Genomic DNA, 25535 nt, shown 5'->3' on the forward strand with positions numbered 1-25535 from the left:
CTGATGAGTGACCGGCAGGTCGTCACGATCCTGAACTTCACGCAGGCGCCGGCGGGCAATTGGGAGACCGGCTCCAAGAGCGAGATCAAGCAGCTGCTCCAGAACACCGACCCCGCCCACCTCGACGGCACCGGGCAGACGTATCAAAACGCGGCAAGCAAGATCGAGCAGGCCCTCGCCGCCCTTGAGGAGCACGCTCCGAAGATCGCCGATGTCTGGAAGGGACCGGACGCCGCCAAGGCCCGCCACGCGCTGGAGATGCTGAACGCCTCCGGCCACGAGCTGCGCGGCAAGCTGTCCATGATGGGCACCGCGCTGCAGACGTACGCGGGACACCTCAGGACCGCTCAGGCCGAGGTCGACAAGGAGGTCTCGGTCCCGGCCGGCGTCGGCACCGAGGGCGAGGAAGAGGTCGTCAGGAAGGCGCTGGAGGACGTCCAGGCCCAGCGTGCGCTCTACGACCTGAACAAGAAGATCGTCGACGTCTACACCATCGACGTCCCGCACGACGTCTCCTACGAGCTCCCGACCGTCAGCATCCCCGACACTCCCGTCGAGACCCGCGACCCCGGTTACCCCACCGGCCCCGGATCGAATGGCCCCACCTTCGGCAACTCCGCGTACTCCGGCGGTGGCTCCGACGGTGGCGGTTCCTATGGCGGCGGCTCGGGGGGAACGGGCCCGGGGAACCCCGGTGGCGGCCCCAATGGATCCGTCCCCGATGGGTCGAACCCGGCGAATCCCGATGGTTCGAACCCGGGTGGCTCCGACCCCGGCGACCCCACCGCCCCCGACCCGAACGCCCCCGACCCGAACGCCCCTGATCCGGCCCCGACCCCCGTTCCCGGGCAAACGCAGCCCCCGGGCTCGGACAACGGCACGGTCCCGCCGGTCATCGGCGGTGACGGCCAGACGACCACCGACGGCTCTAACGGCATGAACCCGCGTCAGACGGACATGGCCTCCTACCAGCCCCCGACGACCGCGCTCACCACGCCGTTCACCACCACGCCGACGCCTTTCACCACGACGACCCCGCCTAATCTCTTCACCCCCACGCCTCCGGGGGGTGGCTCGCCGATGATGCCCTCGGTGATCGGCTCACCTGTCATCGGCGGCGGTCCGGGCGCGACGCTCGCGGCCGGTGGCGGGCGCGTCCTCGGCGGGACGTCGGCCGGCATGCCGATGATGCCGTTCATGGGCGGTGGCGCCGGTGCCGGCGACAACGGGGACATGGAGCGGAACACGTTCCTCACCGAGGACGCGAGCTGCTGGACGGCCGGCCACGACACGACGGAACCCATGATCGGATGACTGACAACCAGTACAACCCGTACGCCGGCTTCCCCGGCGGCCAGGACCTGAAGCCGTCGTCGGGCATCTCCTTCACTGAAGGGGAGCTCGCCAACAGCGGCAGGCAGATCGACAGTCAGGTCAATATCCTCCAAGGGCTGAAAGACGGGGTCGGGGGCCTGGGCGTCCCTTTCCCGAGCTTCGGCGTGATCGGCATCGGCATCGAGTTGGCGCTGGACAGGGCGGTAAATGCGCAGAGTGAGGCGTTGGCCAAGGCCCACAAGGCACTGTCGTCCTGGCAACCCGCCCTCGAGGCGGCCGACAGGAACTACAAGAAGGCCAACGACGAGAGCGGTGACCCGTTTGGCCCCGGCGGCCCGGGTGGCCCGGGAGACCTCGGCGACCTCGGTGGTCCGGGCGGATTGAAGAACGCCGATCTCGGCGGCGTAGGTGCCGGTGACCTGCCCGGCATGCCGGACGGATCGCTTCCGGGCAGCGACCTGCCGGGCAGTGATCTGCCAGGGAGCGACCTGCCGGGAAGTGATCTGCCCGGAAGCGACCTGCCCGGCGTGGACAACCCTTCCACCGACCTTCCCAGTACGGACCTGCCCCAGCAGAACATGCCGGGCATCGATCCCGCGGACATGAAGGTCCCCGACATCGACTCAGCACTCAACGGCCCGTCCAAGACCGACCTGTCCTCTTACCAGCCGACGAACCCCAACATCGCCGGAAATCCGGCGTCCATGGATCCATCCGGCCTGGGCACCCGCACGGGGCCCGGCACCATGGGCGGCCCCGGACCGGGGTCAGGCATGGGCGGTGCGGCGAACGGCCTGTCCGCGGCCGGGCTCCGCGGGGCTGGTGCGGGCGGCATGCCGATGATGCCCTTCATGCCGCCGATGGGCGGTGCCGCCGCCGGTCAGGAGGAACGTGACCGAGAGCAGACCGTCGGCCTCTCCGAGGACGAAGGTGTCTGGGGCGGAGACGAGGACGTCGCACCTCAGGTGATCGGGCAGGAGGCGTTGTGAGCGCGCTCGATACGTACCGGACATCTGCGGTGATGGCCGCCGGAGCGGCTGTTATCATCGCAAGTCCTTGGGCCGCTTACATCGCGCTCGCGATTGCCACCATGGTGTCCAATCCCGAAGGCATGGAGGAAGCGGCCAGAAACTGGCGCATGGAAAATTCGGGGGGCGAGAACGCGCCGCAGCTCTCCGAGCTGAGCACCCAGCTGAATACGCTGCGGACGCAACTTCAGAAACAGGGCACCTGGGAAGGTGCGGCGTTCGAAGCGTTCGACAAAATCCATGCCGGCTTCAAGGAATCCGTTGAAGAACTGAACAGGCTCCGTACGGACACCGGTACTGCCGTCGACCAGACTGCGACGTTCGCCAAATTCGGCGCCGGCACGGTCTCTGCCATCGCGTTATTCATGGCCTTCGCGGCGGCCTACAAACTATACTCCTACTTCACGGGCCCGATCGGCTGGGCGACGGCTCGCGCCGCGTTGGACTCCGCGGGCCAAGCCGCCCTTAATTTGGCCAAAGTGATGCTGGGGAATCACAGAAAGGTGATCGTGAGGGCCACCATGGTCATGGCTACGGCCGAGGCGGCCTCTTACGCGACCGGCAAGATCTTCCCCACGTTCGAGGCCATCCCGGGCTCCATGATGTCCTCCATGACGGGCGGTGCCGCGAAACCGGAGCCGTTCTCCACCGGTGGCGGAATGGACTACGACGAGCAACTCGGTGGCCTCACTCCGGTCATGGACATCTAGTAGGTAGAGAGATGGCCGAAAGGCCGTCCAGGCCCGGCTCATTGGGTGCCGGGCTGCTGGATCGTGTTCGCCTCCTGCACGGGCATTCTGGCCGCGGCCGGATCCAGCGCGGGCCCGTCGGGGATCAGTCGCAGCAGGCCGACAGGCACCGGTGCCACGTCCGTGGTGTCGTACCCCAGTTGGCCCAGCACGTCCGGCGAGGTCAGCCGATACTTCCTGCCCTGGTCGGTGACCAGCGAGAACTGCTGGACGGCCGACAACTGCCCGTCGCCCGGCAGACTTCCGGCCAGCGCCGCGCTGCCCGGCGGCAGCAGCACCTGGTCGACCTTCTCCGGACCGGCGCTCGCCGCCGGCTGCGGAATGCGCAGCCTGCCGCCCGTGGTCAGAACGGCCCTGGTCGAGCCCTTCATGGTGTTCTGGTACGCGGCGCAGAGCGGCGAGGACACACCCGGCGTCTGGAAGCGGGGCATGGTCGAGGGCAGGCCGCTCTCCCGGATCTGCTGCGCGGACGCCTTGGCCGCGTTGGCGCTCGCCGCGTCGACCGTGACCTCACGCACCGGGAGCCGGCCGTACGCGGTCTTGCTGGCCGGGTCCTGGAGCAGCAGCATCGCCTGCGTCTGGTTGATGGGCGCGAGGCCGTCGGCGAGGAGCACGTACCAGCGCTCGGCCGAGCCGGCGACGGAGGCCACCTTGAACACCTGCCCCACCCTGGCCGACCTGCCGCCGGGACCGACGGCCTTCTTGCCGCGCTGGTCGACTTTCGGGGCGGCGAAGTCCACGCCGGACGGGATGGCGTTGATCCACGAGGCGGGGACGCGGCGCGGTGTCTGGTCGGTGAGGCGGTCCACGTTCGCCGCGCGCATGCGCTGGTTGTTCCAGAGCACCCAGTTCTGCGTCCCGTCGTTGACGATCAGCGCGGAGCCGCCCACCGGCGTTCCGGCGACGTCGATCCCGCCCACGAGCGTCACGAACGGCTTACGCACCCCGGCGGCGTCGGTCCCCTCGACCACGCACGCCGACCATGGCGCCTTGACCAGCCGCTCGCGCTTGGGCAACGAGTCAGGAGCCCCCTGGATCCCCACCTTCTGCCCTCGCGCGTAGGGCGCCAGCGACTCCGCGGACACCGTTCTGACCTTGATGTCCTGGCTGTCGAGCATCAGCCGGGCGGACACGTAGTTCGCCACCGGCTGCATCTTGTTCTGCTGCTGGTTGTAGACGTACGAGGCGCCCGTCTCCTCCTCGACCAGCAACTGGCCGGGGTCGGTGAGCTTGGTGGCGTTCCCCGGCTTGAGCAGTCCCCAGATGCCGAATCCGGCCACGATCAGCACCGCGACCAGAATCCCCGCGAACGTCGCCACGTTCTGCCGCCGCATCGGCGACTCGGGCAGATCCGGTTCGCCCTGCAGCAGGGCCAGTCCCAGGCGCTGCGTCATGAGGCGATGCGCCTGATAGAGATCCTTCTGGGTCTGCATATTGCCTTATGTTACGCATGTTGACTATGAGTCTTCTGTACGGCTATGAAACCCTGCAGTAGGCTGCATGATCGAGTGCCGAGGGGGAGCGTCTCATGGGAGAAACACAACCGCCGGGGCAACCGCCGGCGTGGTGGCCAGGATTGGAACCCGAGCGTGACGGAGTCGGGTACAACCCTCAGAAGATCCTGAACATCGCCCGAGCGCTGCGCGAGGCGATGAAGCCCATCAATGGCGAGGGCTACGGCCAGCGCCAGGGCTCGGTCGCGGACTTCGACGCCTATGGCAACCTGTCGGATATGCGCGCGCACCTGAGGAGCGTGGACCGCATCGAAGGCATCAAGACCTTCGTCGACACGCTGGCGAACAGCCACCAGGACTTCGCGACCGTCTATGGCGAAGCCCTGGAGAACTTCCAGACCGCGATCTCCCTGATCGAGGCCGGAGCCGGCAACTACCAGGTGACGAATACGGCCAACGAGGGAGAGGCCTGATCCGCATGGGAGACACTAGGCGGGAGACTCACCACCTGAGGCCCTCGAGTCTCGGGGACGACAACCCGGAGGATCGGAGCGTAGAGCAGGTCCTGACCTTCATCCAGGGCTTCGACGCCACGCGCATCGACAGCGCGTCGATCGCCTATTCGGACGCCAAGAAAGCGGTCGGCGACGCGATGACCGCGATCGAGCGGGAAGCCCGCGAGCTTGCCCGGGTCTGGGAGGGCGATGCCTCGGTCGAGGCCCAGAGGGCGCTCGGGATCCTCTACACGACCCTGGACGAGCTGGGCAGGAAGCTGCAGGACATGGTCAATCCCCTGTCGAACTTCGCCAACGTCGTACGCCAACACCAGGCGTTCTTGAAAGACGACTGGGGCGGATTCATGCTGCCTAACTGGCACTACCAGGGGGCACTGCACGGCGGACTACTGGGCAGCGCCACCTACAACGACGACTGGACGGACTACTACAGCACCTACAACGGCGTCAGCAACGGCGGCGGCACTTCGGGCCGATGGGGGTCCCAGAACGAACTGGCCGGGCAACACCTGCAGACGTTCGGCAACGACCTCAAGCAGATCTTCGGCACGATGCCGGACACGTTGGATGTGGCGTTCCGGGACATCAGGCCGCCGGGAATGCCGGATGGGCGGCCCGATCCGGTGGACTACTCCTTCGGCGACGGACCCGGCGTGGGCGACGTCGCACCTGCCGCGTACGGCGACCCCAACCTGTCCGGCGGCCCGCTGGGCGGGCCGGGCACGACGGGGCCCTCGTTCGGCTCGATGGACCCTCCGACCGGCCCGACGGACGGTGACCTGACCGGCCCGACGGGTCCGGGGTCGGACTCCCCGACCGACCAGTACCCGGGAACGGACTCCCAGGGAAACCCGCCGACGACCACCATGTCGGGTCCCACCCAGAATCCCGGCGGTCCCACGAGCACGGGCCCCAATTCGTCGAACCCCACAACGCACCTGCAGGACTACCAGCCCCCGAACCCCGGATCCCTCCCCACCACCGGCCACGGCACCAACCCCTCCTCGACGTCCTACACACCAGCCACCTACGGCGGCCCAGGCTCGTCGAGCGGCGGCAACGTCATGGCAGCCGGGGTGACCTCCCCATCGAGCGCCCGAGGCGGCTCCGGCATGGGCATGCCCTTCATGCCGATGGGCGGCATGGGCGGGGCCGGAGCCCAGGAATCCCGCGATCGCGAATCCACAACGTGGCTGCACGAGGACGACGACGTGTGGGGCGGCGACGCAGACTCCGCAGTAAATAGCCGAATCGGCTAACCCCCCACCGATCGCGGCCGAGTCTAAGACCCAAGGCGCCCTCAGCCAGGTGATCGGCCCTCGACACCGTCGCGGAGATCGCCGGAAACCACACCACCCCAGGCGACGTCATCTGTGGGGCACTCCGCGTGTGGTGCGCGTGGGGTGCTCCGCGTGTCGTGCCTGGGGGCATGTCATCTCGAGGCTGGACGTGCCCCGTGATGGCGGGAGGGATCCCGGGGGGCGGGCGGGGCCGGAAAGCGGTGCTCCTAATGAGAGGCGTTGTCGGGTAAAGCCGCTTGAACGGGTGTGATGTTGCCGGTGGTCACCAGGAAACCTCGGCCGGGTGGCCCTCCGGTCGTGCCACGTGGGAGGCGGATCGTGAAGATGTCGCCATCCGCCTGGCTCTGGACCGCGAGCAGCAGCCCCGTACGAGACTTGCGCGTCTCGGCCACGAAACCGCGATAGGCGACGGCCAGATCCCCGGTCGTGCCGGCGATCAGCAGCGCGTGATCGCCGTCCCGGCCCGAACGAAGCACCTCCTCCAAGGCCATCCCCAGCGGGGCATCCGCATTGATCAGCTCGGCGTCGTCCACCAGCACGACGTACTGGTGCAGGTCGGCGACCAACTCCCGCAGGTTTTCGGCGTTGCCGTCGAGCACGGCCACCGCCCCGGCCAACTGCTTGAGTGGACTGCGCCTGGGCGCGACGGCGATGACCGGCGTACCGCGATCGATCAGCGACTGAGCGGCTGTGAGCAGCACCGACGAACGGCCGGACCGGGACGGGCCCGCGATCACGGCCCCCGGACCATGAGCCAGGAGGTCGATCCCCAGCGGCGCGAGGGAGTCGCCCCCGGCCCCGATCAAAGCCCACAGCGGCGACGGAGGGCCGAACGCGGGATCCAGGGACAGCGCTTGAGAGGCCGTGATGCGCATCGGCAGCGCGTCCACCCTTAGCGGCGGCGCCCCCTCCCAACGCCAACCACCCTGACCAACCGCAGGGGGACGCCCGTGAGCCGGACCCACCTCGTGACGAGCGCCGGACCGGCCGTCGCCACCACCGTCAGCGGAAGCCGAGGCATCCGCCATGAGCGAGGTACCGGCATCAGATGTTGCTCTGGCGTTCGTGGGTGTGCCGAGGTCGAGTCCGGAGGCGGTGCGGGCCAGGGATTGCAGGGCCGCTACCTGGGCTGGGCCCGAGGGATCGGAGTCCAGGAGGGCGATGTGGTGCTCCACGATGCCGTGGTCGCCCATCGAGAGGGCGCGGCCGGGAGGCATGGACGAAGGCAGGCCCTTGAGGGGGAAGCCGGCCAGGCCGTAGTCGGCGGGGTCGGCGAGGCGGAGGAGCAGGCGGTCGTCGAAGACCGTGGAGACCTGTCCCAGCAGGCCGGATCGGTCGGCGGTGACCACCGCCCGGAAACCCACCGCGGGACCCTCGCGGAGAAGCTGCATCAGCGCCTCGATCAGGCGGCCGTAGTCGTAGCCCTCGAAGGCGGCGACGAAGCCCTCCCAGCGGTCGAGCATGAACACCAGCCACGGCAGGCGATGGCCCGCCTGGCGGTATTCGGCCAGAGAGGCGTGACCGGCTTCGGCCAGGAGTTGCTGGCGGCGGCCTACCTCGGCCCGGAGGCGGACGAGCAGACGCTCCACCCGGTCGAGCTGGTCGCGGGTCACCACGGCGCCGCAGTGTGGCATCGCCACCAGCGGCAGCAGCGCGCCCGAGCCGCAGTCGACCGCGTGGACGTGTACGTCGCCAGGAGAGGCATGGGCGGCGATGGAGCCCGCGATGGTCCGCAGCACCGTCGATCTGCCGCTCCGTGCGGCCCCGGCGATGAGCAGGTGGCCTCCGTGGGCCACGTCGAGGGCCAGAGAGTGCCGGTCCTGCGCCCACGGCCGGTCGGTGATGCCGAAGGGCAGCGGTGGCACTTCCACGAACGCTCCCGACCTCGATGCGGGGTGAGGGGCCGCCAGGACAGGCCGGGAGGGTCGGGCCAGGTTCGTGGCAGCGCTGTGGGTGGTGTGAACGGCCTCCGTCGGGTCGGCGAAGTCCAGGACGAAGTGGGTGGGGAGGGGGTCCAGCCAGGGGCTGGGCTGGTGGGGGACGCCGGCCAGGCGGGCGGCTTCGATGAGGGCGTCGGCGACCAGGGTGAGGTCCGTGGCCGTCGCGTCCTCCTCAGGCTGCGGTGGGGGCGGGAGGGGCCTGCCCAGGGTGGCCCAGGCCACTTCGAGCACTCGTACGGCGGCGTTCGACCCGCCGAGCGGGTCCTGCGAGCGGGAGGCCGCCGGGCTGCGGCCACCGACCCTGGCCGTCTGTACGGCCGTCGCCGCGCCCACCCCGGAACGGACGTAGCAGCGGCCCGGCGTCGACTTGGAGATGTGGGCGGCGTCCGGTAGGTCGATGACGTCGGCCGACTCGGCGGGCTCCGTCACCCGCAGGGCGATCCGCAGCGAGGTGTTGGCCTGGATGTCCGCCGTCACCACGCCCGCGGGGCGCTGCGTGGCCAGGATCAGGTGGATGCCCAGCGAACGGCCCCTGCGGGCGATGTCCACCAGTCCCGTGACGAAGTCGGGCAGCTCGGCCACCAGGGCGGCGAACTCGTCGATGATCAACACCAGGCGGGGCATGCCGGGGCCCGCGTAGTCGTCGATGTCCTTGGCCCCGGCCGACAGCAGCAGGAGCTCCCGGCGGCGGATCTCGGCCGCCAGCGAGTCGAGGGCCCGTTGCGTCAGGTGGCCGTCGAGGTCGCTGACCATGCCGACCGTGTGCGGCAGGCGCACGCATTCCTTGAAGGCCGCCCCGCCCTTGTAGTCGATCAGCACGAACGTGAGCTGGTCGGGACGGTTGGCCACCGCCAGCGAGCAGATCAGCGTCTGCAACAGCTCCGACTTGCCCGCTCCCGTCGTGCCGGCGATCAGGCCGTGCGGGCCGTCGAGCCTGAGATCAACCGAGAACGGGCCGTCCGGGCCGATGCCGATCAGCGCCCGGGTGGAGCCCTGATCCTGCCACTGGGCGGCCAGCTCCGGGCCCGAGGGGTCGGACATGCCCATCAGGTCCAGGAGGCGGACGGCGTCGGGCAGGTTGCCCCCCGGGTCGTCCCTGCTCACGTCGCGGATCGGGGACAGAGCCCTGGCCAGGCGGTCGCACCAGGTGGTGGAGACCAGATCGCCCAGCACCGGGCCGATGACGTCGAGTCCGCCGCCGAGCAGGCGGATGAGGCCGTCGGTGCCGCACGCCGCCACGGTCTGGCACTCCTCGGGCAGCAGCCGCTGGTCGTCGTCGATGGCGAGGGTGAACACCCCGGAACGCGGCCCGTGGCGCAGCACCTGGGGCATGTTGGGCAGGCCACGCAGGACCTGGGCGCCGTCGAGGATCACGAGCACGTCATAAGGGCGGACGTCGTAGGAGGAGAACGTCGGTTGCTCCGGCCCGCCGAGGTCGTCCCAGCCGGTGGGAATCTTGCCGAGCTCGGGAATCTTGGTGTTCTGGCGCTGGTCGATGAGGGCGGCGAGCTCCGAGACGCGGCGGGTGGCCGACTCCGGGTCGGTGCCGGCCAGCACCACGCAGTCCTCGCCCGCGCGCGGCGAGCAGTGCGGCAACCAGCGCATCCAGCCCCAGCGGCGCTCGGCGTCGGCGTGCGCGGACACGATCACGATGGCCAGGTCACGGGGGCTGTGCAGGGTCGCGGCCTGGGCGATCAGCCAGCTCGCCAGGCTCGTCGCGGCCGACCGCGGGCCGGTGACGCCCGCCACGCCCAACTGGCGCATCGGCAGCGCCACGGGCACGGAACGGCAGATCGGCGGGTCGATGGGCCCGCCCTGCTCCTCCGACAGCTCCAGGTTGGCGGGCAGATCGGCGAGACCGACCCGGAGCCGGAGCGAGTCGGAGTCGTGGATCCTGCGCTCCCACAGCCGCCGGCGCGGCCCCGTGGCCGTGAGCAGCACCTGGGCCGGATCCGGGGCGTCGGACCTGCGCGCCGCCTCGTCGGCCGTCCGCGCCCGCTCGACCGCCTCGTCGTAGGCCCCGAGCTGCTCCTGGTATTCCTTGAGCGCCTTCTTGTGCTGTTTCCTGCCGTGGCGGCGGTCGCTCCACCACTGGCCGATCATGATGACCGGGGTCATGAGGGCGACGAGCAGGTAATACCACTGCATCAGGGCTATCGCCAGCGTCAGGCCGAGCACGGCGGGCAGGAAGGCGGCCAGCAACTGGAGCCGCATGCCCTCGTTTCTGCTCGGCTCCCTCGGCCTGACGATCTTGCGCTCGGGCTCCGGCCGCCGGAGCCTGGGCGGGCGGTTGTAGGACACGCCGCCCTCGGTCCTGGGCGCCAGATGGGCGTCCCTGGGCTCGATCGAGGTCAGCACGAACACCGAAGAACCGCAGGTCAGCACCGCCTGATCGGGCCACTCGACCGGCTCTGTGAGCGGCCGCCCGTCGAGCTCGGGGATCTCGCCGTAGTCGGCGGCGAACTCGGCCGCCTCCCGCTCCGCGACCCGCGCCGTGAGCTCGGCGACCTCCTCGGCCCACCGCCCCTTGAGCTTGATCTTGGGTGCCGCTCCCGGCTCCTGCCACGCCCGTTCCACGGTGATCGCGTCCGGTGTCACGCGTACGGCCACCGCCTCCGGAGCCAGCGCCGGATCGGCGGCGGTCATCGCGCACGTCGGGTCGGAGCCGATGACGTGCACGCCCAACCCCAGCCGGTGCACCGCGCCCGCCGCCGGCCCGCCCACCACCCGCACCTCCGCCACCCCGCCCGGCTCCTCCACGACCGTCGTGCGGGCGAGCCGGGAGTCGAGGGTGACCTTGTCACCGTCACGCAGCACTGCGGCGGCCCGCGACCGGGGGTCCAGCGGGCGGCCGTCGCGCCACAGGGTCAGACGCCGGCCGCCCGGCACCCCGGCCCGGTCTGCGCCGTCGCCCGGCGGGCGTGTTGTGCCGTCGCCCGGCGGGCGTGTTGTGCCGTCGCCCGGCGGGCGTGTTGTGCCGTCGCCCGGCAGGCGGCCCGGTCTGCGGGGACGGGGCACGTGGGGGCCGGCGTCGGCGGTGGCCGACAACCCGTAAGGCGCCTTGGCCCCGGGCAGGCGGACGACCTTGGCCAGCGGCTCGTGATCGCTGAGCGCCTCGCTCACCGTCGCCACGGTGACGCTGTCGTCACCGTCGATCACGACGTCACGGTCGCCTCGCCCGCCGAGCACGGTGAGCATGATCCGCATGGTGCAGTCTCCTCGCTCGACCTCGGGCCGCCAAAGGTAGCGCCCGAAGCGAGGTTAGGCTGGTGGGTTGACGCCAATGGCATGGCAAGGTCCAGTTGTGGACAAGGCGGCCTGGCGCTCCCGCTCCCTGTGGATAACTTCCATCCGCCAGTGCGTCGGTCCCGTTCGGCCGGGAATGTGCTGAGGCCAGGGCGTTCTCTCGCTCTCCGGCGGCGCTGATGGACACGGCCTGGGCCGGGTCGGAGGTGCTGGCCGACAGGGCGGCGCAGCTCGATCCCGACCGGCTGGGCGAGGTGGTCAGGGTCATCTCGGTAGGGCGGCGGGTGGACGTGTACGGGGTGGCGGTCTCGGGGCTGGTGGCGGCCGAAACGTCACAGAAGCCGCTGCGGATCAGGCTCGCTTTGGATCATCAAAACGGATCACAGCTGGTAATGAAGTGACAAGTGTTAATTGAGTGGCGACTATCAAGAAAAATCACCATCCGTCAACTCGGTAGAAACAATAGGCATTGATTATTTCCAGTTGACATCCCGCCACCTGCGAAACGAGCATGGGTCCTCGCATTCCGCCTCCGCCAATCCACCGCGACCCACATAATGGCGTGAATTCCCCAATTCACAATGGGAGCCCCCCACCCATGAGGACCAGTGAAAAGCCTGCCGCCAACGCGGCGGCGGGGTTGTCCGGCCCGGCTTCGCGCAAGCTCCCCGTGCCGCCCCGGGAGCGCAAACCGGCCTTGGCCGCCCTGGCGGTGCTGCTCATCCTGGGCGGCGCGCTGGCCACGACCCTGCTCGTGCTGCGCAGCGGCGACCGCGTCTCCGCCATCCGCGTGACCCAGCAGATCGGCGCAGGTCAGAAGTTCACCGGGCCGGCGCTCGAAGAGGTCAAGATCGCAGCCGACAGCGGCATCGACTACGTGAGCTGGTCGCAACGCGAAAACGTCCTCACCAGCTTCGCGGCGGTCACCATCCTCCCCGGCACCCTCCTGACGAACGAGATGGGCATCGAAACCAGCAGCGAACTCGGTGAGGGAAAGGCGACCGTGGGACTCGCCCTCAAACCGGGGCAAATACCGGCGGGTCTCGAAGAGGGCGACCGCGTCCAGGTGGTACACGTGCCGAGCCGGTCAAGCCAAGGGGAAACCCGGGTCCTCGCCCCCAGCGCGCTCGTCTTCGATGCCGGTAGCAATGGGTCCAGGCAGGGAAACTCCGGTCAAATAACCATTGTTGTGGATTCGGCGTCAGCGCCGGAGATAGTGGCTTTTGCTTCCAGCGGAGAGGTCGCCGTGGCCGAGCTTCCGGGGGCACGCTGACGTGGCGCTGATCGTACTGGCCGCCGACAAGGGCGCACCGGGCGTGACCACAGCGGCGACGGCCCTGGCGGCGGTCTGGCCGCGGCCCGTGCTGCTGGCCGAATGCGACCCGGCGGGCGGTGACCTCGCCTACCGGCTGCCCGCGGCCGACGGCGGCGTGCTCAATCCCGGCAAGGGCCTGCTCACGCTGGGCGCGACGGCGCGACGCGGCCTGGAGCCCGCGCAGATCCACCAGCACACGCAGAAGATCATCGGCGGGCTCGACGTGCTGGTCGGGCTCACCCACGGCGAGCAGGCCGCAGGTCTCACCTGGCTGTGGGGCCCGCTGGGCAGGGCGCTCTCGGCCTTCCCGCACGCCGACGTGATCGCCGACTGTGGCCGCCTCGGCGCGCACTCGCAACTCGGCGACCTGATCGCCGAGGCCGAGCAGGTCGTGCTCCTCACCAGGGCCACTCTCGACCACGTCGCCCACCTGCGCGAACGCCTCCAGATCACCAAGGCGCACGGCGTCACCGTGATCGCCGACCCGCGCAACTACCGCGCCTCGATCGACGACGTACGCAGGATCGTCGGCCCGTCCGTCCAGTACGTCTACGGCCTGGCCCACGATCCCAAGGGAGCCGAGCTCCTGCGCGGCCAGTGGGGCGGCCGCCTGGACCGCTCGCTCCTCATCCGTACGGCCCGGGACCTGGCGGCAAGGCTGGTGAGCCACCGATGATCGATCATTCGCTGGTCAAGCGCTTCCGCCAGGAGGTCGGTGACCGCCTGGCCCACCAGCGCCGGCTCGACCAGGCCAACGGCCTGCCCGCGATGACGGGCGAGGACGAGCGCCAGTTCGCCAGGGCGCTGATCTCCCAGGTGCTGGAGGAGCACGCGCGCAGCGAGATCGGCCTCGGCCGCACTCCGCCGACGGTGGAAGAGGAGGAGGCGCTCGCGGCCGGCATCCACGCGGCGCTGTTCGGCGTGGGCCGCCTCCAGCCGCTGCTCGACGACACCGACGTCGAGAACATCGACATCAACGGCTGCGACCGGGTGTTCGTGAGCTACGCCGACGGCCAGGAGACGCTGCACGAGCCGGTCGCCGAATCCGACGAAGAGCTGATCGAGCTGATCCAGATCCTGGCGGCGTACTCGGGCCTGTCGAGCAGGCCGTTCGACACCGCCAACCCGCAGCTCGACCTGCGCCTGCCCGACGGCTCCCGGCTGAGCGCCGTCATGGACGTCACGGTGCGCCCGGCCGTCTCGATCCGCCGCGCCCGCCTCGGCAAGGTCTTCATGTCCGATCTCGTGGGCAACAACACGATAAGTCCGGACGTTGCCAGGTTCTTGCGGGCCGCCGTCGCCGCCCGGAAGAACCTCATGATCGCCGGATCCACCAACGCCGGCAAGACCACCCTGCTCAGAGCCCTGGCCAACGAGATCCCGGCCGTCGAGCGCCTCATCACCGTCGAACGCGCACTGGAGCTCGGCCTCGACCAGTTCCCCGAGCTGCACCCCAACGTCGTCGCCTTCGAACAACGCCTGCCCAACTCCGAGGGACAGGGCGAGATCTCCATGGCCGAGCTGGTCAGACGCTCACTCCGGATGAACCCCAGCCGCGTCATCGTCGGCGAGGTGCTCGGCGACGAGATCGTCACCATGCTCAACGCGATGACCCAGGGCAACGACGGCTCCCTGTCGACCATCCACGCCAACTCCAGCATAGAGGTCTTCAACCGCATCGCCACGTACGCCCTGCAGGCCGGCGAACGCCTGCCCATCGACGCCACCCACATGCTCATCGCGGGCGCCATCGACTTCGTGATCTTCATCGAGAAGCGCAACGACTACCACATCGGCGGCAAGCTGCGCCGCTACGTCTCCAGCATCCGCGAGGTCAACGGCTGCGACGGCCGCGTACTGTCCAGCGAGGTCTTCGTCCCCGGCCCGGACGGCGCCGCGGTCCCGCACGCGCCGCTCTCCTGCCTGGAGGAGCTCGCCGCCCACGGCTACACCCCCGGGGGCTGGTGAGCGATGACCTTCGACCCGTTCTCCCTGCTCGCCGGGGCCCTCGCCGGCGGCGGCCTGTTCCTGCTCGTCATCTCCCTGTACGGCATGCGCCCCCGCCCGCCCAAGCCCAAGCGCCACCTCGTCAAGGTCCTGACCACCCGCGCCGCCATCGCCGCGGTGGCCGCCACCATGGTCCTGGTGATCACCGGCTGGCCGGTCGTGGCGGTGGGCACGGTGCTGCTGGTGTTCGCCTGGCGCGGACTGTCCGGCGGCGCCGCCGAGGAACGCGCCGCCATGCGCCGCCTCGAAGGGCTCGCCGCCTGGACGGAGTCGCTGCGCGACACGATCGCCGGCGCGGCCGGGCTGGAACAGGCCATCCCGTCGTCGATCAGGGCCGCGGCCCCCACGCTCAGACCCCATCTGCGGGCGATGATCGACCGCCTGCACACCAGGATGGCGCTGCCGGACGCCCTGGCGCTCTTCGCCGACGAACTCGACGACCCCTCGGCCGATCTGGTGGTGGCCGCTCTCATCCTCAACTCAAGGCTGCGCGGCCCGGGCCTGCGTGACGTGCTGGGCGCGTTGGCGGTCTCGGCCCGCGAGGAGCTCGACATGCGCCGCCGGGTCGAGGCCGAACGCCGTGCCACCCGGCGCAGCGTGCAGATCGTGGTGATCACCGCGCTGGCCTTCGCCGGGATCCTCGTCGTCTTCAACCCCACCTACGTGGCCGAGTACGAGGGTTACCTCGGCCAGGCCGTGCTGGTGGTCGTGGCGGGGCTGTTCGGGGCCGGGTTCGCCTGGATGCGGCGGCTGGCCAGGTTCGACAAGCCCACCCGGCTGCTCATGGGAGGAGGCGGCGGCGATGGTTGAGGCCGCGCTGGCCGGAGCCGTACTCGGGATCGGCCTGCTCGTACTGCTCAAAGCCCTCTTCCCGGCCCGACCCGGGCTGGTGGCGCGGCTGCTGGCGCTGGACGCCGTGCGCGAGGACGCGGGCGCGCCCCGCATCCAGCTCGTGCTGCCCGACGAGGAGGTCGGCGCGTTCCGCCGCGACCTCGGCGTGCGGATGGCCCGCCTGTACGGCGCCCGCGGCTGGGAGGTCAGGTCGGTCAAGGCGGACCTGACGCTGGTCGGCCGGTCGTTCGAGGCGTTCCTGGCCACCAAGGTGCTGCTGGCCGCCAGCGGCCTGCTGGCCTTCCCGCTGCTGCTGGGCTGGCTGTTGCTCATGGGATGGGGCACCTCGCTCACCATCCCGTTCTGGTCGGCCGTGCTGGTGGCACTGGTCTTCTTCTTCCTGCCCGACCTGCAGATCAAGAAGGAGGCGGCGGCCAGGCGGCGCGACTTCCGGCACGTCGTGGGCGCGTTCCTCGACCTCGTCTCCATGAACCTGGCCGGCGGCCGCGGCGTGCCAGAGGCCCTGATGATGGCCGTCTCGGTCAGCGGCGAGCAGCCCAACTGGGCGATGGGCCGCATCCGCGACGCCCTGAGCGGCGCCCGGATCGTCGGCATCACTCCGTGGCAGGCGCTCGGCCAGCTCGGCGAGGAGATCAACGTCGACGAGCTGCGCGACCTGTCCGCCGCGCTCGGCCTGGTGGCCGACGACGGTGCCAAAGTACGTGCTTCGCTGACGGCCAGGGCCGCCACGTTGCGCCGCCGCGAACTGGCGGAGATCGAGGGCCGGGCGGGCGAGCGTTCGCAGTCGATGCTCGTGGCCCAGCTCCTGCTCTGCGCCGGATTCGTGATTTTCCTCAGCTTTCCCGCTGCCATGAAGATGTTGGGAGCCTGAATGAACCACCCCTGGATCATCTACCTCACCGCATATCTCGGCGTGCGCGTCCACCGTGCCCGCACCGCGCCCACCAGGGGCGCCTCCGCCGTCGAATGGGTGATCATCACCGCCATCGTCGCGGGCGTGGCGCTCGGGCTGGCCACCGTGATCAGAACGCTGGTCGAACAGAAACAAGAGGAGATCGGGCAGTCGTTCGGCGACAGTGGCGGGGGTGGCGGTGGCGCGGACGACGGCTGACAGGCGCAACCGGCGCGGCGAGCGCAGCGCCCGTGACGAGCGCGGTGTGACGGCGATCGAGCTGGCCCTGCTCATGCCGGTCATCCTGGCGGTAGCGCTGCTCATCGTGCAGGTGGCGCTCTGGTTCCACGGCCGGCAGGTCGCGGAGGCGGCCGCCCAGGAGGGTGCCCGGGTGGCCAGGTCGGCCCCGTTCGACTCGGGGGACTGGGAGGGCGCGGCCACTGCAAAGGCCACCGACATCATCAAGGCCATCGGGCCCCAACTGCTGAGCGACGCCACGGCCACGACGTCCGAGAGGGACCCCGACGAGCGCTTCGTCACCGTGACCGGCAACGCCGTACAGGTCATCCCGCTGCTGCCCGACCTCACGTTCACGATCACCGCCACCGCGGGCGGGCCCATCGAGTGCTTCCGTCCCGACAACGGCGGAGAGGACTGCCAATGAGCCGGGCCGAACGGGGTTCCATGGCCGTGGAGACGGTGCTGCTGGCGCCGGTCTTCCTGCTGTTCCTGCTGTTCCTGGCGGGCGCGGGAGTGCTGGTGGAGTCGCAGGGGCGGGTCAACGGGGCGGCGCGGGACGCCGCCCGCGCGGCGTCCGTGCAGCGCGGCTTCGACCAGGCGGAGGCCGCCGCCGAGGCCATCACCACGGCCGTGCTCGAAGGACAGTGCCGGTCCTCGTCGGTCTCCCTGGACGGGTCCGAGTGGGAGCAGGGCGGCCAGGTCCAGGCCGAGGTCACCTGCGAGCTGGACCTGGGCTTCCTGGGGTTCGGCGGCACCAAGCAGATGACCGGCACGGCGGTGGTGCCGATCGAGCAGTTCAGGAGGGTCGATGAGTGAGCGGGGGTCGATGTCGGTCTTCACCGTGCTGTTCTCCGTGGTCGTGTTCCTGCTGGCAGGGCTGCTGGTGGACGGGGGCTCGGCGATCAACGCCCGCCTGCGCGCCGCCGACGTGGCCGAGCAGGCGGCGCGGGCCGGTGCCGACCAGATCGACGTCGACCAGTTGCGTACCTCCGGCCGGACACGGCTGCTGGGCGAGGACCAGGTGTGCGCCAGGGCCGACGAGATCGTCGCGGCGCAGGGGAGCGACGACGTGACCAGCGGCGATTGCGCCATCGAGCAGGGCGGAGAGCAGGTGACGGTCACCGTGTCGGTGCGTTGGGAGGCGTTCTTCCTGAGCGCGATCGGCTTCCCGGGAGCCGAGATGGCGGGCACGGCCACCGCCGCCCCCGAAGCGAGATAGACCGATTCCCGCCACTCGATGGCCGCCGAACGTACGAGACACGACGCTGGACGCGAGAAAGGAGGGGCGATGCCGACGCGAGAGCCCGCGCGTCCGCACGGACGTCACACGCCCGCGCGCATCCCGGCCAGGCGCAGCGCCGGCGACGTTCTCGCCGGGCTCGCGGCGCTGGTCGTGCTGGTGGCGCTGGTGGGCGGCGTGCCGTACGCGCTGCTCATGTTCGTCGGGCCGCCGCTCGCTCCCGAGCTGCTCGACCTCGACCTGCTCACCAGCCAGGTGGGACCGAGCACCATCATGGCGGTGCTGGTGCTGCTGGTGTGGCTGGCCTGGTTCCAGCTCTTCCTGTGCGTGCTCGTCGAGGTGTACGCCGGGGTGCGCCGGGTCGGCATGCCCGCCCGGGTGCCGTTCTCCGGCGCCTCGCAGGCCCTCGCCAACAAGCTTGTCTCGGCCGTGTTGCTGCTGTTCACAGCCGGGGCGATGGTGGCGCCGATCGCCAAGCTGGCGCCGCCCACACCCGCCGCACCGCCCGTGACGGCGGTCGCGTACTCGGCCCCGATCGTCGAGAAGGCCCTCGAAACGCACAAGACCAAGAAGGTGTACGTGGTGCAGCCCCCGCACGGCCGGCACCACGAGAGCCTGTGGGAGATCGCGGAGAAGTGCCTCGGGGACGGCCGCCGATACCACGAGATCTACCGGCTCAACCAGGCGAAGGAACAGCCGGACGGCACCCGCCTGCGGATGGCCGACCTGATCAGGCCCGGCTGGGTGCTCGACATGCCGGACGACGCCAGAAACGCGCACATCGTCCCCGCCGACCAGCCCCGCGAGCAGACCCTGCGCGAACACCCCGGCCGGGCACACGTGGACGGCGGCTCGAAGGCCGACCGCGCCGAGCAGAAGACCCCGAAACGGGCAGAGGCGAAGCACCGCATGCCCGAGCAGCGCGACAGCGTGAGGGAGGACCCGCAACCGGTCATCCAGGAAGCCCAGGGGGACCTGCTCGACTACCTCGCCCCGGCCTCGCTGGCCGCCGCCGGGCTGCTGCTCGTGCTGGCCAGGCGGCGTCGCGAGCAGTTGTGGCGGCGGGTGTTCGGCCGCAGGATCGTCCGTCCCCGCGACGACGCGGCCCAGGCCGAGGTCGCGCTCAGGCTGGGCGGCGACGCGCCGGGCGCCCGCGTCCTGGACCTCGGGCTCAGGCTGCTCGGCGCCGGGCTGGCCGCCCAGAACCGCACCCCGCCCATCATCTACGGGGCGCACCTGTCGCCCCGCACGCTCGACCTGTGGATCCACCCGCCGGACGACGACCCGCCCCAGCCGTGGACGGCCGAGGACGGCGGGCAGATCTGGCGGTTGCCCACCCACGAGGGCCGTCTGCTGGACGAGAGGCCGGGCGGGGCGCCGTACCCGGGGCTGGTGTCCATCGGGACGGACGCGAGCGGGAGGGTGCTGATCGACCTGGAGGCCGCGCAGGGCCTGATCAACGTACGGGGCCCGCAGACCACCGCCGCGCTGGCCGCCATCGCGGTCGAACTGGCCACCAACCTCTGGTCCGACCGCATGCGCATCACGCTCGTCGGCTTCGGCGAGGAGCTGACCGCTATCGCGCCCGACCGGGTCAGGGCCGTCGGCAGTCTGGCCGAGGTGCTGCCCGAGCTGGAGGCGGGCGCGGCCCCGCGCACGGAGGTGCTGACCGGGCGCATCTCCGGCAGCCCGCGCCGGGCCCACTACCTGTTGTCCTCGGTGGCGCCCACGCACGAGGAGGCGCGCCGCCTTGCGCTGCTGGCCCGCAGGGACACCGCCGGCTACGTCGTCGCGGGCGAGATCCCGCACGCCACCTGGACCCTGGAGATCGGCGACGACGGCCGGGCCAGGATCGCCGAGCTGGGCTTCGACGTGTCCGCCCAGCTCCTGCCCCGGCGCCACTACCGGGCGCTGATCGACCTGTTCCGAACGGCGGGACGGCTCGACGGCGAGGCCATTCCCGAGGCCGAGCCACTGGACGGGCTGCACTCGCCGGCGGTCGAGATCAGGATGCTCGGCCCCGCCGAGGTGGCCGGCCTCGGCCCGCTGGAGGAGGGACGGCTGGCGCTGGCCACCGAGCTGCTGGTCTACCTGGCCACCCACCCGGGCGGCGTGCATCCCGTGGTGCTCGGCGGGGTGCTGTGGCCGCGCGGCGTCCAGGCGATGGTCAGGGATGCCACGATCGCCAGGGTCGTCGAGTGGCTGGGCTCCGACCACCTGCTCATCGACGAGGCGGGCCGGCTGCGGCTGGGGCCCGATGTGCGTACGGACTGGGCGCTCTTCCGTGAGCTCGTACGCCGCTCGCACGGCGACCCGACGGCCAGGGCCGTGCTCCTGGAAAAGGCGCTCAGCCTGGTCAGAGGCCCAATGCTGGCCAACAGGCAACCCGGGCGCTACGCCTGGCTGGCCGCCGACGACCTGGAATACGACGTGGCCGCCGAGGTGGCGGACGCGGCGCGCCGGCTCTGCGAGATCCGGCTGGCGCACGGCCAGCCGGACGCCGCCGTGGCCGCCATCCGCGCGGCGCTGCTGCTGGCGACCGACGACGAGGCCCTCTGGCGCGACCTGTTGCGAGCCACCCACGCCACGGAGGACACGGTACGCCTGCGTGCCGTCGTCGAGGGCCTGACCCGCAGGGCGTCCTCGCACCCCTACGGCGGCGGGATGGCGCCCGAGACCGAGGCCCTGATCGAGGAGCTGCTGCCCACCTGGCGCATCCATGTAGTGAGGGAGTCGTCCGCATGAGACGAATGGCGATGGCGCTGACCCTGCTGACACTGGCCGGCTGCGGCCAGGCGGAGCGGCCCTACACGCCGCGGGAGGCACCCGCGCCGGCGAGGGCCTCCGCCGCGGAGAGCCCCACGCGGCCGGCGGACGAGACGGTGCCCTCCGGCACGCAGACGATCCAGGTCGCCGACAACCTGCGGGCCAGGATCGAGTGGCCCGCCGCCCCCGACCCGCTGCTGAAGATCATGGTCGACCAGTACGTGGGCACCCGCAGGGCCGTGGCGGAAGGCGAGTCGGTCTACGGCCACAACATGGAGTACGAGGCGGAGATCCAGGCCAGCGACTGGATCCGCGGGTTCGTCGAGCAGGACCAGTCCATGCGTGGAGTCGGGCGGGTCTACAACCTGCGGGTCGTCGCGAACGTGGACAACAAGGGCGCGCAGATCAACGCGTGCATAGACGAGACCGGGATCCGGGTGATCTCGGCGACCACCGGGAAGGCTGTGCCGCGCCAGCCCTCCTTGGTCCGCGCCCCCTACGCCGAGAGCGTGCTCGCGCACCGTGGCGACGACGGCGTGTGGCGCATCAGAACCTATTTCAACCCCGATGAACGGTGTACCCGATGAAACCCCTCATCTCAGCGATAGCGGCGGGACTTCTCCTCCTGCACGGCAAACCCATCGATCCCCCGGCGAACCCGGGCGATGCACCGACCACGGGTGTCGCCAAGGAAGGCAGGGAGATCACTAGCACGGTCGCCAGGCCGAGCAAGATTACCTTTGAGGGTGACGGCGTCAAGAAGGGCAAGGGTGACGGCTATCGGGTGAAGCGCCCATGCTGGTACGAGCCATTCCTGAACGCCCAAGAAATGATCGATCTCCACACCAAGGGCGCCGGCAATGCCAGGAGGGCTGCGATCGACGAGGAGAGCCACCGGGAATTCATCAGGCCGTTCGAGGAGAAGAGGGGCCAGGAGGGGCTCTGGTGGTCGACGAGCTACATGCTGAACGATCCCGCGGGCGCGGCCTGCGCGGTGGCGCTGGAGCGGTTCGTCTTCGTCCCGCCGGGCAACACGCCACCCGCGGGGATCACGATCGAGCAGCTCGCGGAGATCGCCCGGGCCGCGATGACCGTTCCCGAGCACACCATCAAGCTCAACCCCGAGGCCAAGAGCTTCGTGAACCTGCCGACCTGGGTCTGGCTCGAGGGCATCGGCCAGCCACGCCGTACGGTCACCGCCTCCATCCCCGGCTTCATGAGCGTCACCGTGGTGGCCACGCTCCAGGACATCAAGATCGACTCCGGCACCACCCCTGAACGTGCGGAGACCCACACGGAGGGCTGCGGCCCCACCGGCAAGCAGTACGTCAAGGACGGCCAGTTCACCTGCGGCGTCCGCTACCTGCGCTCGGCCATCGACCAGCCCCAGGAGAAGTACCCGCTCACGGTGACGACCGTCTGGCCGGTCACGGTGGTCGACAACGTGGTTCCGGTCACGTTCCCACCCGTCGAGGTCGGGGCCTCCCGAGACATCGAGGTAGGCGAGATCCAGAGCAACGTCCGACCGTAGACGACCACCGCGGCGGTGCCGGGTGCGCCCCGGCACCGCCGCCCACGGGTTCAGTCGAACAGCTCGTCGATACTTTGGGCGGTGACGGCCCTGTCGATCCAGGACTCCAGGGTCTCGCGGTCGGTGCAGCCGAGGATGCGCTCCTGCGCCTCCATGGGCACCGGGATGCCCCGCTTGTTCAGGAACCGCAGGATGGCTGCCGCCTCTCCTTTCGCGACTCCTTTCGCGACTCCTTCCGCGACTCCTTCCGCGACCAGTTCGCGGTAGAAGGAGCTTCGGTAGCCGCCTGCGGTCTTGTACTCCTTGGCCATTGCGATCACGATCTCCTTGAACTTGTCGACGGCGTCCTTCGGTAGCAGATCAAGTACCAGGTCACCATAGCTTTGCTGCTCTTTGGACAGGTGCTCCTGCGCGTCGTGCATCACCTGCAGGACCTTGACGCCATCTTCTCCCGCACCGTGCACGATGGCCGAGAGCGCCATGAGCTCGGGATTGGCTATGGCCCGATCGAGTTCGGTGACCATGGGCACCTCGTCCGGACCCAGGACGATCGGATGGAGCGTCCAGCCCGGATGCCCTATGTCGATGGGTTCGGCGCACTTGATCGCCTCCCTCCTGCTCGGGCAGAAGACGAGCAGTATGCAAGGACACTTCACGCGTCCCCGGAGTGTGGCCAGGTAAACAGGCCAGGACCAGTGCTTCTTACTGTCGTATTTCCGCTGAACCTCCAGCACGACGGCTGAGACCGGCTTCTTGTCGATCATGACCACGACCGAGTCCGCTCGGTATTCCGTGGGCATTCGGTCGCTCATGTCGCAACTGTCCAGTCGAGCTTCCTGGAAGGCGGGGACCGTCACACCCTTCTCCGCCAGCAGCGTGGCCACCAGGGAAGGGCGTTGCTGGACTAACTCCAACAGATATTCATGTTGCTGAGTCGGCATGCGAAAACATTACCGAATGAAGTCGTACGATCACAAAGCGTTAATCATTTGCCCGGTTTCGTGGGCAAGGAGCCATTCCTTGACCGGTACGCCGTAGTAATAGCCGCCATATCCCCCGCCGCTGGGCAGCACCCGATGGCAGGGCACGAACGGTGCGATGAGGTTCTGCGAGCAGGCGGACCCCGCCGCCCGGGCCGCCGTCCGGGGCAGGCCCGCGCGTTCGGCCAGCTCCGCGTACGACACGGTCGTCCCCGGCTTGACCTCGCGCAGCGCCTCGTGGAGGCGCTTGCGGGTGGGGGTGCCGGGCTGCGAGACCGGGATGGCGTCCAGCGCGAGCAGGTCCCCGTCCAGGTACGCCCGCACCGCCTCGGAGGCGGCCCCGAGGTCGGGCACCACCTCCAGGCCCTCCGCCTGCAGAGCGGGCGTGAGCCGGGTGAACATCTCGGTGGGGTCGGTGGTGAAGCCGGCCGCGACCAGGACCCCTTCGCGGGCCAGCAGGGCCAGCGGGCCCGCGGGGGTCGGGACGATCTGGGCAGCGATCATTCGGAACTCCAGAGGTGCAGGGCGGCGTACGCCCGCCACGGGCGCCACCGCTCGATGTGCTCGTCAGGGATGCCCAGCGCGGACATGCTGCGCTTCAGCCCGAGGTCGCCCACGGGCCAGGCGTCGGGGTCGCGCAGCGCGCGCAGGGCGATGTAGCCGGTGGTCCACGGGCCGATGCCGGACACCTCGAGCAGCCCGGCCACGGCCTCCGCCGGGTCCTGGCCGCCGTCCAGGTCGACGCGCTCCTCCACCAGGACGGCGGCCAGCCGCTTGAGGGTGTCGATTCGGCGGTTGGTCAGGCCCAGGCCCGTGAGGTCGGTCTCCAGCAGGTGCTCGGGGGTGGGGAAGAGGCCCCCGGGCGCGGCGGCCTTGGCCACGATCCGGCCCAGCAGCGTACGCGCGCCCGCCACCGAGATCTGCTGCCCCACGACCGCGCGCACGGCCAGCTCGAAGCCGTCGAACGTGCCCGGCACCCGCAGCCCCGGCCGGGCCGACACGAGGGGGCCGAGTGAGGTACGGCCGAGGACGCCGGCGATGGCCTCCGGGTCGGCGTCGAGGTCGAGCAGCCGCCGGCACCGCGCCACCACCCGGGAGAGCTGCCGCGTGTCCTCCACCGCCACGTCCAGGGCGATGTGGTCGCGCCGCGGGGTGAGCGTGATCGTCCCGCCCGGCACGGCCCGCGCGTACGACTTCAGGTCCGCCGTCTCCAGCCCCGGAATCGCCCGGGATGCCAGGAACGCGAAGACGCCTTCCACGTCGTACGGGTCCCGCCGGTGCAGCCGCAGCCGGAGCGTCGCGGGACCCGCGACGTCCACGGTCGCCGTTCGGCCCGCCGTGGCCCGCAGCTCGCTGGGCGTGAAGCCGTACGTCTCGCGCATCGTCGAGTTGAACTGCCGCACGCTCCCGAACCCCGCCGCGAACGCCACCTCCGTGACCTGCAGGCCCGTCTCCGTCAGGAGCTGCTTGGCCAGCAGGAGCCGCCGCGTACGCGCCACCGCCAGCGGCCCGACACCCAGCTCGGCCACGAACAGCCGGTGCAGGTGGCGCTCGGTGATGTGCAGCCGCCTGGCCAGCCCGGCGACGCCCCGTTCGTCGGCCGCCCCGTCGTCGATCAGCCGCAGCGCCCGGCCGATGAGGTCACCCCGAAGGTCCCAGCCGGGATCGCCGGGGGACAGCTCGGGCCGGCAGCGCTTGCAGGGCCGGAACCCGGCAGCCTCGGCCGACGCGGCGTGCCGGTAGAAGCGCACGTTGCGCGCCGAGGGCGTACGGGCCGGGCAGATCGGACGGCAGTAGATGCGAGTCGTCTTCACCGCCGTGTAGAAGCGCCCGTCGAACCGGGCGTCCCTGGCGGAGACGGCCCGGTAACACGAGTCGAAGTCGAGTTCCTGTGGGGCCATGCCTACGACGGTATGCGCTGCCCGGGGGCGCCGGCTGGCGGAAATCGGACGCCACCGTCGCTCAGGCGGGAGCGGGAATCGGACGTGTCAGGGCTGGTGGCGGGACGCCGCCGTGCCCTTCCGCGTCAGAGTCAATGAACCAGTCCCGGTCCGAAACACCCATCAACCGCGGGTAGTTTGATCACTCCGTGGAAGAGGTTGGAGCAGGTGGCAGGACCACAGCAGGACCCCAAGCAGTCCCCG

Annotated in this window: 23 protein-coding genes; 18 read left to right on the forward strand and 5 right to left on the reverse strand. The window is 70.2% G+C overall.

The features are described 5' to 3' along the window. The first annotated feature begins 3 nt into the window (after nt 1-3). Genes ABGB18_RS32975 through ABGB18_RS32985 form a run of 3 tightly spaced genes read left to right on the forward strand, consistent with a single transcriptional unit; the run spans nt 4 to nt 3073 of the window. Nucleotides 4-1314, forward strand: coding sequence for a WXG100 family type VII secretion target (locus ABGB18_RS32975; protein WP_347699554.1), 1311 nt, complete (start codon nt 4-6; stop codon nt 1312-1314). Then, nucleotides 1311-2324 (forward strand): hypothetical protein, encoded by a 1014-nt coding sequence (locus ABGB18_RS32980; RefSeq protein WP_347699555.1) that lies wholly within the window; start codon nt 1311-1313, stop codon nt 2322-2324. Before ABGB18_RS32975 ends, ABGB18_RS32980 begins: the two co-directional genes overlap by 4 nt. Next, complete coding sequence (locus ABGB18_RS32985; protein WP_347699556.1) at nt 2321-3073, forward strand: WXG100 family type VII secretion target; 753 nt, start codon at nt 2321-2323, stop codon at nt 3071-3073. The genes ABGB18_RS32980 and ABGB18_RS32985 overlap by 4 nt, the downstream gene beginning before the upstream one ends. A gap of 38 nt (nt 3074-3111) precedes the next feature. On the opposite strand, the gene eccB is transcribed toward ABGB18_RS32985, so the two are convergent. Beyond that, the gene (gene eccB / locus ABGB18_RS32990) at nt 3112-4545 is read right to left on the reverse strand and encodes a type VII secretion protein EccB (RefSeq protein ID WP_347699557.1); all 1434 of its coding nucleotides are present in this window, start codon (nt 4543-4545) and stop codon (nt 3112-3114) included. Between the two features lie 143 nt (nt 4546-4688). Here eccB and ABGB18_RS32995 point away from each other — a divergent pair, with 143 nt between their 5' ends. Both ABGB18_RS32995 and ABGB18_RS33000 read left to right on the forward strand, forming a co-directional pair. Beyond that, a complete protein-coding gene (locus ABGB18_RS32995) occupies nt 4689-5039 on the forward strand; it encodes a hypothetical protein (protein ID WP_347699558.1) in 351 nt (116 codons plus the stop codon). 5 nt (nt 5040-5044) lie between these two features. Further along, nucleotides 5045-6340 carry a WXG100 family type VII secretion target gene (locus tag ABGB18_RS33000; protein ID WP_347699559.1) on the forward strand — a complete coding sequence of 432 codons (1296 nt, stop codon included), beginning with the start codon at nt 5045-5047 and terminating at the stop codon, nt 6338-6340. A 248-nt stretch (nt 6341-6588) separates the two neighbouring features. Here the strand turns inward: ABGB18_RS33000 and ABGB18_RS33005 are convergent, their stop codons facing one another. Then, nucleotides 6589-11529 (reverse strand): FtsK/SpoIIIE domain-containing protein, encoded by a 4941-nt coding sequence (locus ABGB18_RS33005; RefSeq protein ID WP_347699560.1) that lies wholly within the window; start codon nt 11527-11529, stop codon nt 6589-6591. Between the two features lie 218 nt (nt 11530-11747). Between ABGB18_RS33005 and ABGB18_RS33010 the strand changes: the two genes are divergently transcribed. The 13 genes from ABGB18_RS33010 to ABGB18_RS33070 all read left to right on the forward strand — a co-directional run bounded on the left by ABGB18_RS33010 (nt 11748) and on the right by ABGB18_RS33070 (nt 22411). After that, on the forward strand, nt 11748-11969 hold the full coding sequence (locus ABGB18_RS33010) for a hypothetical protein (protein ID WP_347699561.1): 222 nt from the start codon (nt 11748-11750) through the stop codon (nt 11967-11969). A 197-nt stretch (nt 11970-12166) separates the two neighbouring features. Continuing rightward, complete coding sequence (locus ABGB18_RS33015; RefSeq protein ID WP_347699562.1) at nt 12167-12841, forward strand: hypothetical protein; 675 nt, start codon at nt 12167-12169, stop codon at nt 12839-12841. A 1-nt stretch (nt 12842) separates the two neighbouring features. Then, complete coding sequence (locus tag ABGB18_RS33020; RefSeq protein WP_347699563.1) at nt 12843-13559, forward strand: hypothetical protein; 717 nt, start codon at nt 12843-12845, stop codon at nt 13557-13559. Next, complete coding sequence (locus tag ABGB18_RS33025; RefSeq protein ID WP_347699564.1) at nt 13556-14851, forward strand: ATPase, T2SS/T4P/T4SS family; 1296 nt, start codon at nt 13556-13558, stop codon at nt 14849-14851. The genes ABGB18_RS33020 and ABGB18_RS33025 overlap by 4 nt, the downstream gene beginning before the upstream one ends. A 3-nt stretch (nt 14852-14854) precedes the next feature. Then, nucleotides 14855-15700, forward strand: coding sequence for a type II secretion system F family protein (locus tag ABGB18_RS33030; protein ID WP_347699565.1), 846 nt, complete (start codon nt 14855-14857; stop codon nt 15698-15700). Beyond that, nucleotides 15693-16613 (forward strand): type II secretion system protein, encoded by a 921-nt coding sequence (locus ABGB18_RS33035; protein ID WP_347699566.1) that lies wholly within the window; start codon nt 15693-15695, stop codon nt 16611-16613. The genes ABGB18_RS33030 and ABGB18_RS33035 overlap by 8 nt, the downstream gene beginning before the upstream one ends. After that, complete coding sequence (locus ABGB18_RS33040; RefSeq protein WP_347699567.1) at nt 16614-16853, forward strand: hypothetical protein; 240 nt, start codon at nt 16614-16616, stop codon at nt 16851-16853. Continuing rightward, complete coding sequence (locus tag ABGB18_RS33045; RefSeq protein WP_347699568.1) at nt 16828-17298, forward strand: TadE/TadG family type IV pilus assembly protein; 471 nt, start codon at nt 16828-16830, stop codon at nt 17296-17298. Before ABGB18_RS33040 ends, ABGB18_RS33045 begins: the two co-directional genes overlap by 26 nt. Beyond that, nucleotides 17295-17690 carry a TadE/TadG family type IV pilus assembly protein gene (locus tag ABGB18_RS33050; RefSeq protein WP_347699569.1) on the forward strand — a complete coding sequence of 132 codons (396 nt, stop codon included), beginning with the start codon at nt 17295-17297 and terminating at the stop codon, nt 17688-17690. Before ABGB18_RS33045 ends, ABGB18_RS33050 begins: the two co-directional genes overlap by 4 nt. Next, the gene (locus ABGB18_RS33055) at nt 17683-18093 is read left to right on the forward strand and encodes a flp pilus-assembly TadE/G-like family protein (protein ID WP_347699570.1); all 411 of its coding nucleotides are present in this window, start codon (nt 17683-17685) and stop codon (nt 18091-18093) included. Before ABGB18_RS33050 ends, ABGB18_RS33055 begins: the two co-directional genes overlap by 8 nt. 69 nt (nt 18094-18162) lie before the next feature. Continuing rightward, a complete protein-coding gene (locus ABGB18_RS33060; protein ID WP_347699571.1) occupies nt 18163-20859 on the forward strand; it encodes a bacterial transcriptional activator domain-containing protein in 2697 nt (898 codons plus the stop codon). Continuing rightward, nucleotides 20856-21467 (forward strand): hypothetical protein, encoded by a 612-nt coding sequence (locus ABGB18_RS33065; RefSeq protein WP_347699572.1) that lies wholly within the window; start codon nt 20856-20858, stop codon nt 21465-21467. The genes ABGB18_RS33060 and ABGB18_RS33065 overlap by 4 nt, the downstream gene beginning before the upstream one ends. After that, complete coding sequence (locus ABGB18_RS33070; RefSeq protein WP_347699573.1) at nt 21464-22411, forward strand: hypothetical protein; 948 nt, start codon at nt 21464-21466, stop codon at nt 22409-22411. Before ABGB18_RS33065 ends, ABGB18_RS33070 begins: the two co-directional genes overlap by 4 nt. 50 nt (nt 22412-22461) lie before the next feature. On the opposite strand, the gene ABGB18_RS33075 is transcribed toward ABGB18_RS33070, so the two are convergent. The 3 genes from ABGB18_RS33075 to ABGB18_RS33085 are packed head-to-tail and all read right to left on the reverse strand — an operon-like array spanning nt 22462 to nt 25292. Further along, nucleotides 22462-23352: a hypothetical protein gene (locus ABGB18_RS33075; protein WP_347699574.1), complete on the reverse strand. Its 891-nt coding sequence runs from the start codon at nt 23350-23352 to the stop codon at nt 22462-22464. Nucleotides 23353-23382: 30 nt separating this feature from the next. Further along, complete coding sequence (locus ABGB18_RS33080) at nt 23383-23895, reverse strand: methylated-DNA--[protein]-cysteine S-methyltransferase (RefSeq protein WP_347699575.1); 513 nt, start codon at nt 23893-23895, stop codon at nt 23383-23385. Then, a complete protein-coding gene (locus ABGB18_RS33085) occupies nt 23892-25292 on the reverse strand; it encodes a DNA-3-methyladenine glycosylase 2 family protein (RefSeq protein WP_347699576.1) in 1401 nt (466 codons plus the stop codon). The genes ABGB18_RS33080 and ABGB18_RS33085 overlap by 4 nt, the downstream gene beginning before the upstream one ends. Nucleotides 25293-25535 lie beyond the last annotated feature (243 nt).

Source organism: Nonomuraea sp. B12E4, from assembly GCF_039871825.1.
In the GTDB taxonomy this organism is placed as follows: Bacteria; Actinomycetota; Actinomycetes; order Streptosporangiales; family Streptosporangiaceae; genus Nonomuraea.

Coding starts and splice junctions, on each gene's coding strand:
- ABGB18_RS32975 (WP_347699554.1), top strand. CDS start 4: ATGAGTGACCGGCAGGTCGTCACGATCCTGAACTTCACGCAGGCGCCG.
- ABGB18_RS32980 (WP_347699555.1), top strand. CDS start 1,311: ATGACTGACAACCAGTACAACCCGTACGCCGGCTTCCCCGGCGGCCAG.
- eccB (WP_347699557.1), bottom strand. CDS start 4,545: ATGCAGACCCAGAAGGATCTCTATCAGGCGCATCGCCTCATGACGCAG.
- ABGB18_RS33000 (WP_347699559.1), top strand. CDS start 5,045: ATGGGAGACACTAGGCGGGAGACTCACCACCTGAGGCCCTCGAGTCTC.
- ABGB18_RS33005 (WP_347699560.1), bottom strand. CDS start 11,529: ATGCGGATCATGCTCACCGTGCTCGGCGGGCGAGGCGACCGTGACGTC.
- ABGB18_RS33010 (WP_347699561.1), top strand. CDS start 11,748: ATGGACACGGCCTGGGCCGGGTCGGAGGTGCTGGCCGACAGGGCGGCG.
- ABGB18_RS33015 (WP_347699562.1), top strand. CDS start 12,167: ATGAGGACCAGTGAAAAGCCTGCCGCCAACGCGGCGGCGGGGTTGTCC.
- ABGB18_RS33025 (WP_347699564.1), top strand. CDS start 13,556: ATGATCGATCATTCGCTGGTCAAGCGCTTCCGCCAGGAGGTCGGTGAC.
- ABGB18_RS33030 (WP_347699565.1), top strand. CDS start 14,855: ATGACCTTCGACCCGTTCTCCCTGCTCGCCGGGGCCCTCGCCGGCGGC.
- ABGB18_RS33035 (WP_347699566.1), top strand. CDS start 15,693: ATGGTTGAGGCCGCGCTGGCCGGAGCCGTACTCGGGATCGGCCTGCTC.
- ABGB18_RS33040 (WP_347699567.1), top strand. CDS start 16,614: ATGAACCACCCCTGGATCATCTACCTCACCGCATATCTCGGCGTGCGC.
- ABGB18_RS33050 (WP_347699569.1), top strand. CDS start 17,295: ATGAGCCGGGCCGAACGGGGTTCCATGGCCGTGGAGACGGTGCTGCTG.
- ABGB18_RS33055 (WP_347699570.1), top strand. CDS start 17,683: ATGAGTGAGCGGGGGTCGATGTCGGTCTTCACCGTGCTGTTCTCCGTG.
- ABGB18_RS33060 (WP_347699571.1), top strand. CDS start 18,163: ATGCCGACGCGAGAGCCCGCGCGTCCGCACGGACGTCACACGCCCGCG.
- ABGB18_RS33065 (WP_347699572.1), top strand. CDS start 20,856: ATGAGACGAATGGCGATGGCGCTGACCCTGCTGACACTGGCCGGCTGC.
- ABGB18_RS33070 (WP_347699573.1), top strand. CDS start 21,464: ATGAAACCCCTCATCTCAGCGATAGCGGCGGGACTTCTCCTCCTGCAC.
- ABGB18_RS33075 (WP_347699574.1), bottom strand. CDS start 23,352: ATGCCGACTCAGCAACATGAATATCTGTTGGAGTTAGTCCAGCAACGC.
- ABGB18_RS33080 (WP_347699575.1), bottom strand. CDS start 23,895: ATGATCGCTGCCCAGATCGTCCCGACCCCCGCGGGCCCGCTGGCCCTG.
- ABGB18_RS33085 (WP_347699576.1), bottom strand. CDS start 25,292: ATGGCCCCACAGGAACTCGACTTCGACTCGTGTTACCGGGCCGTCTCC.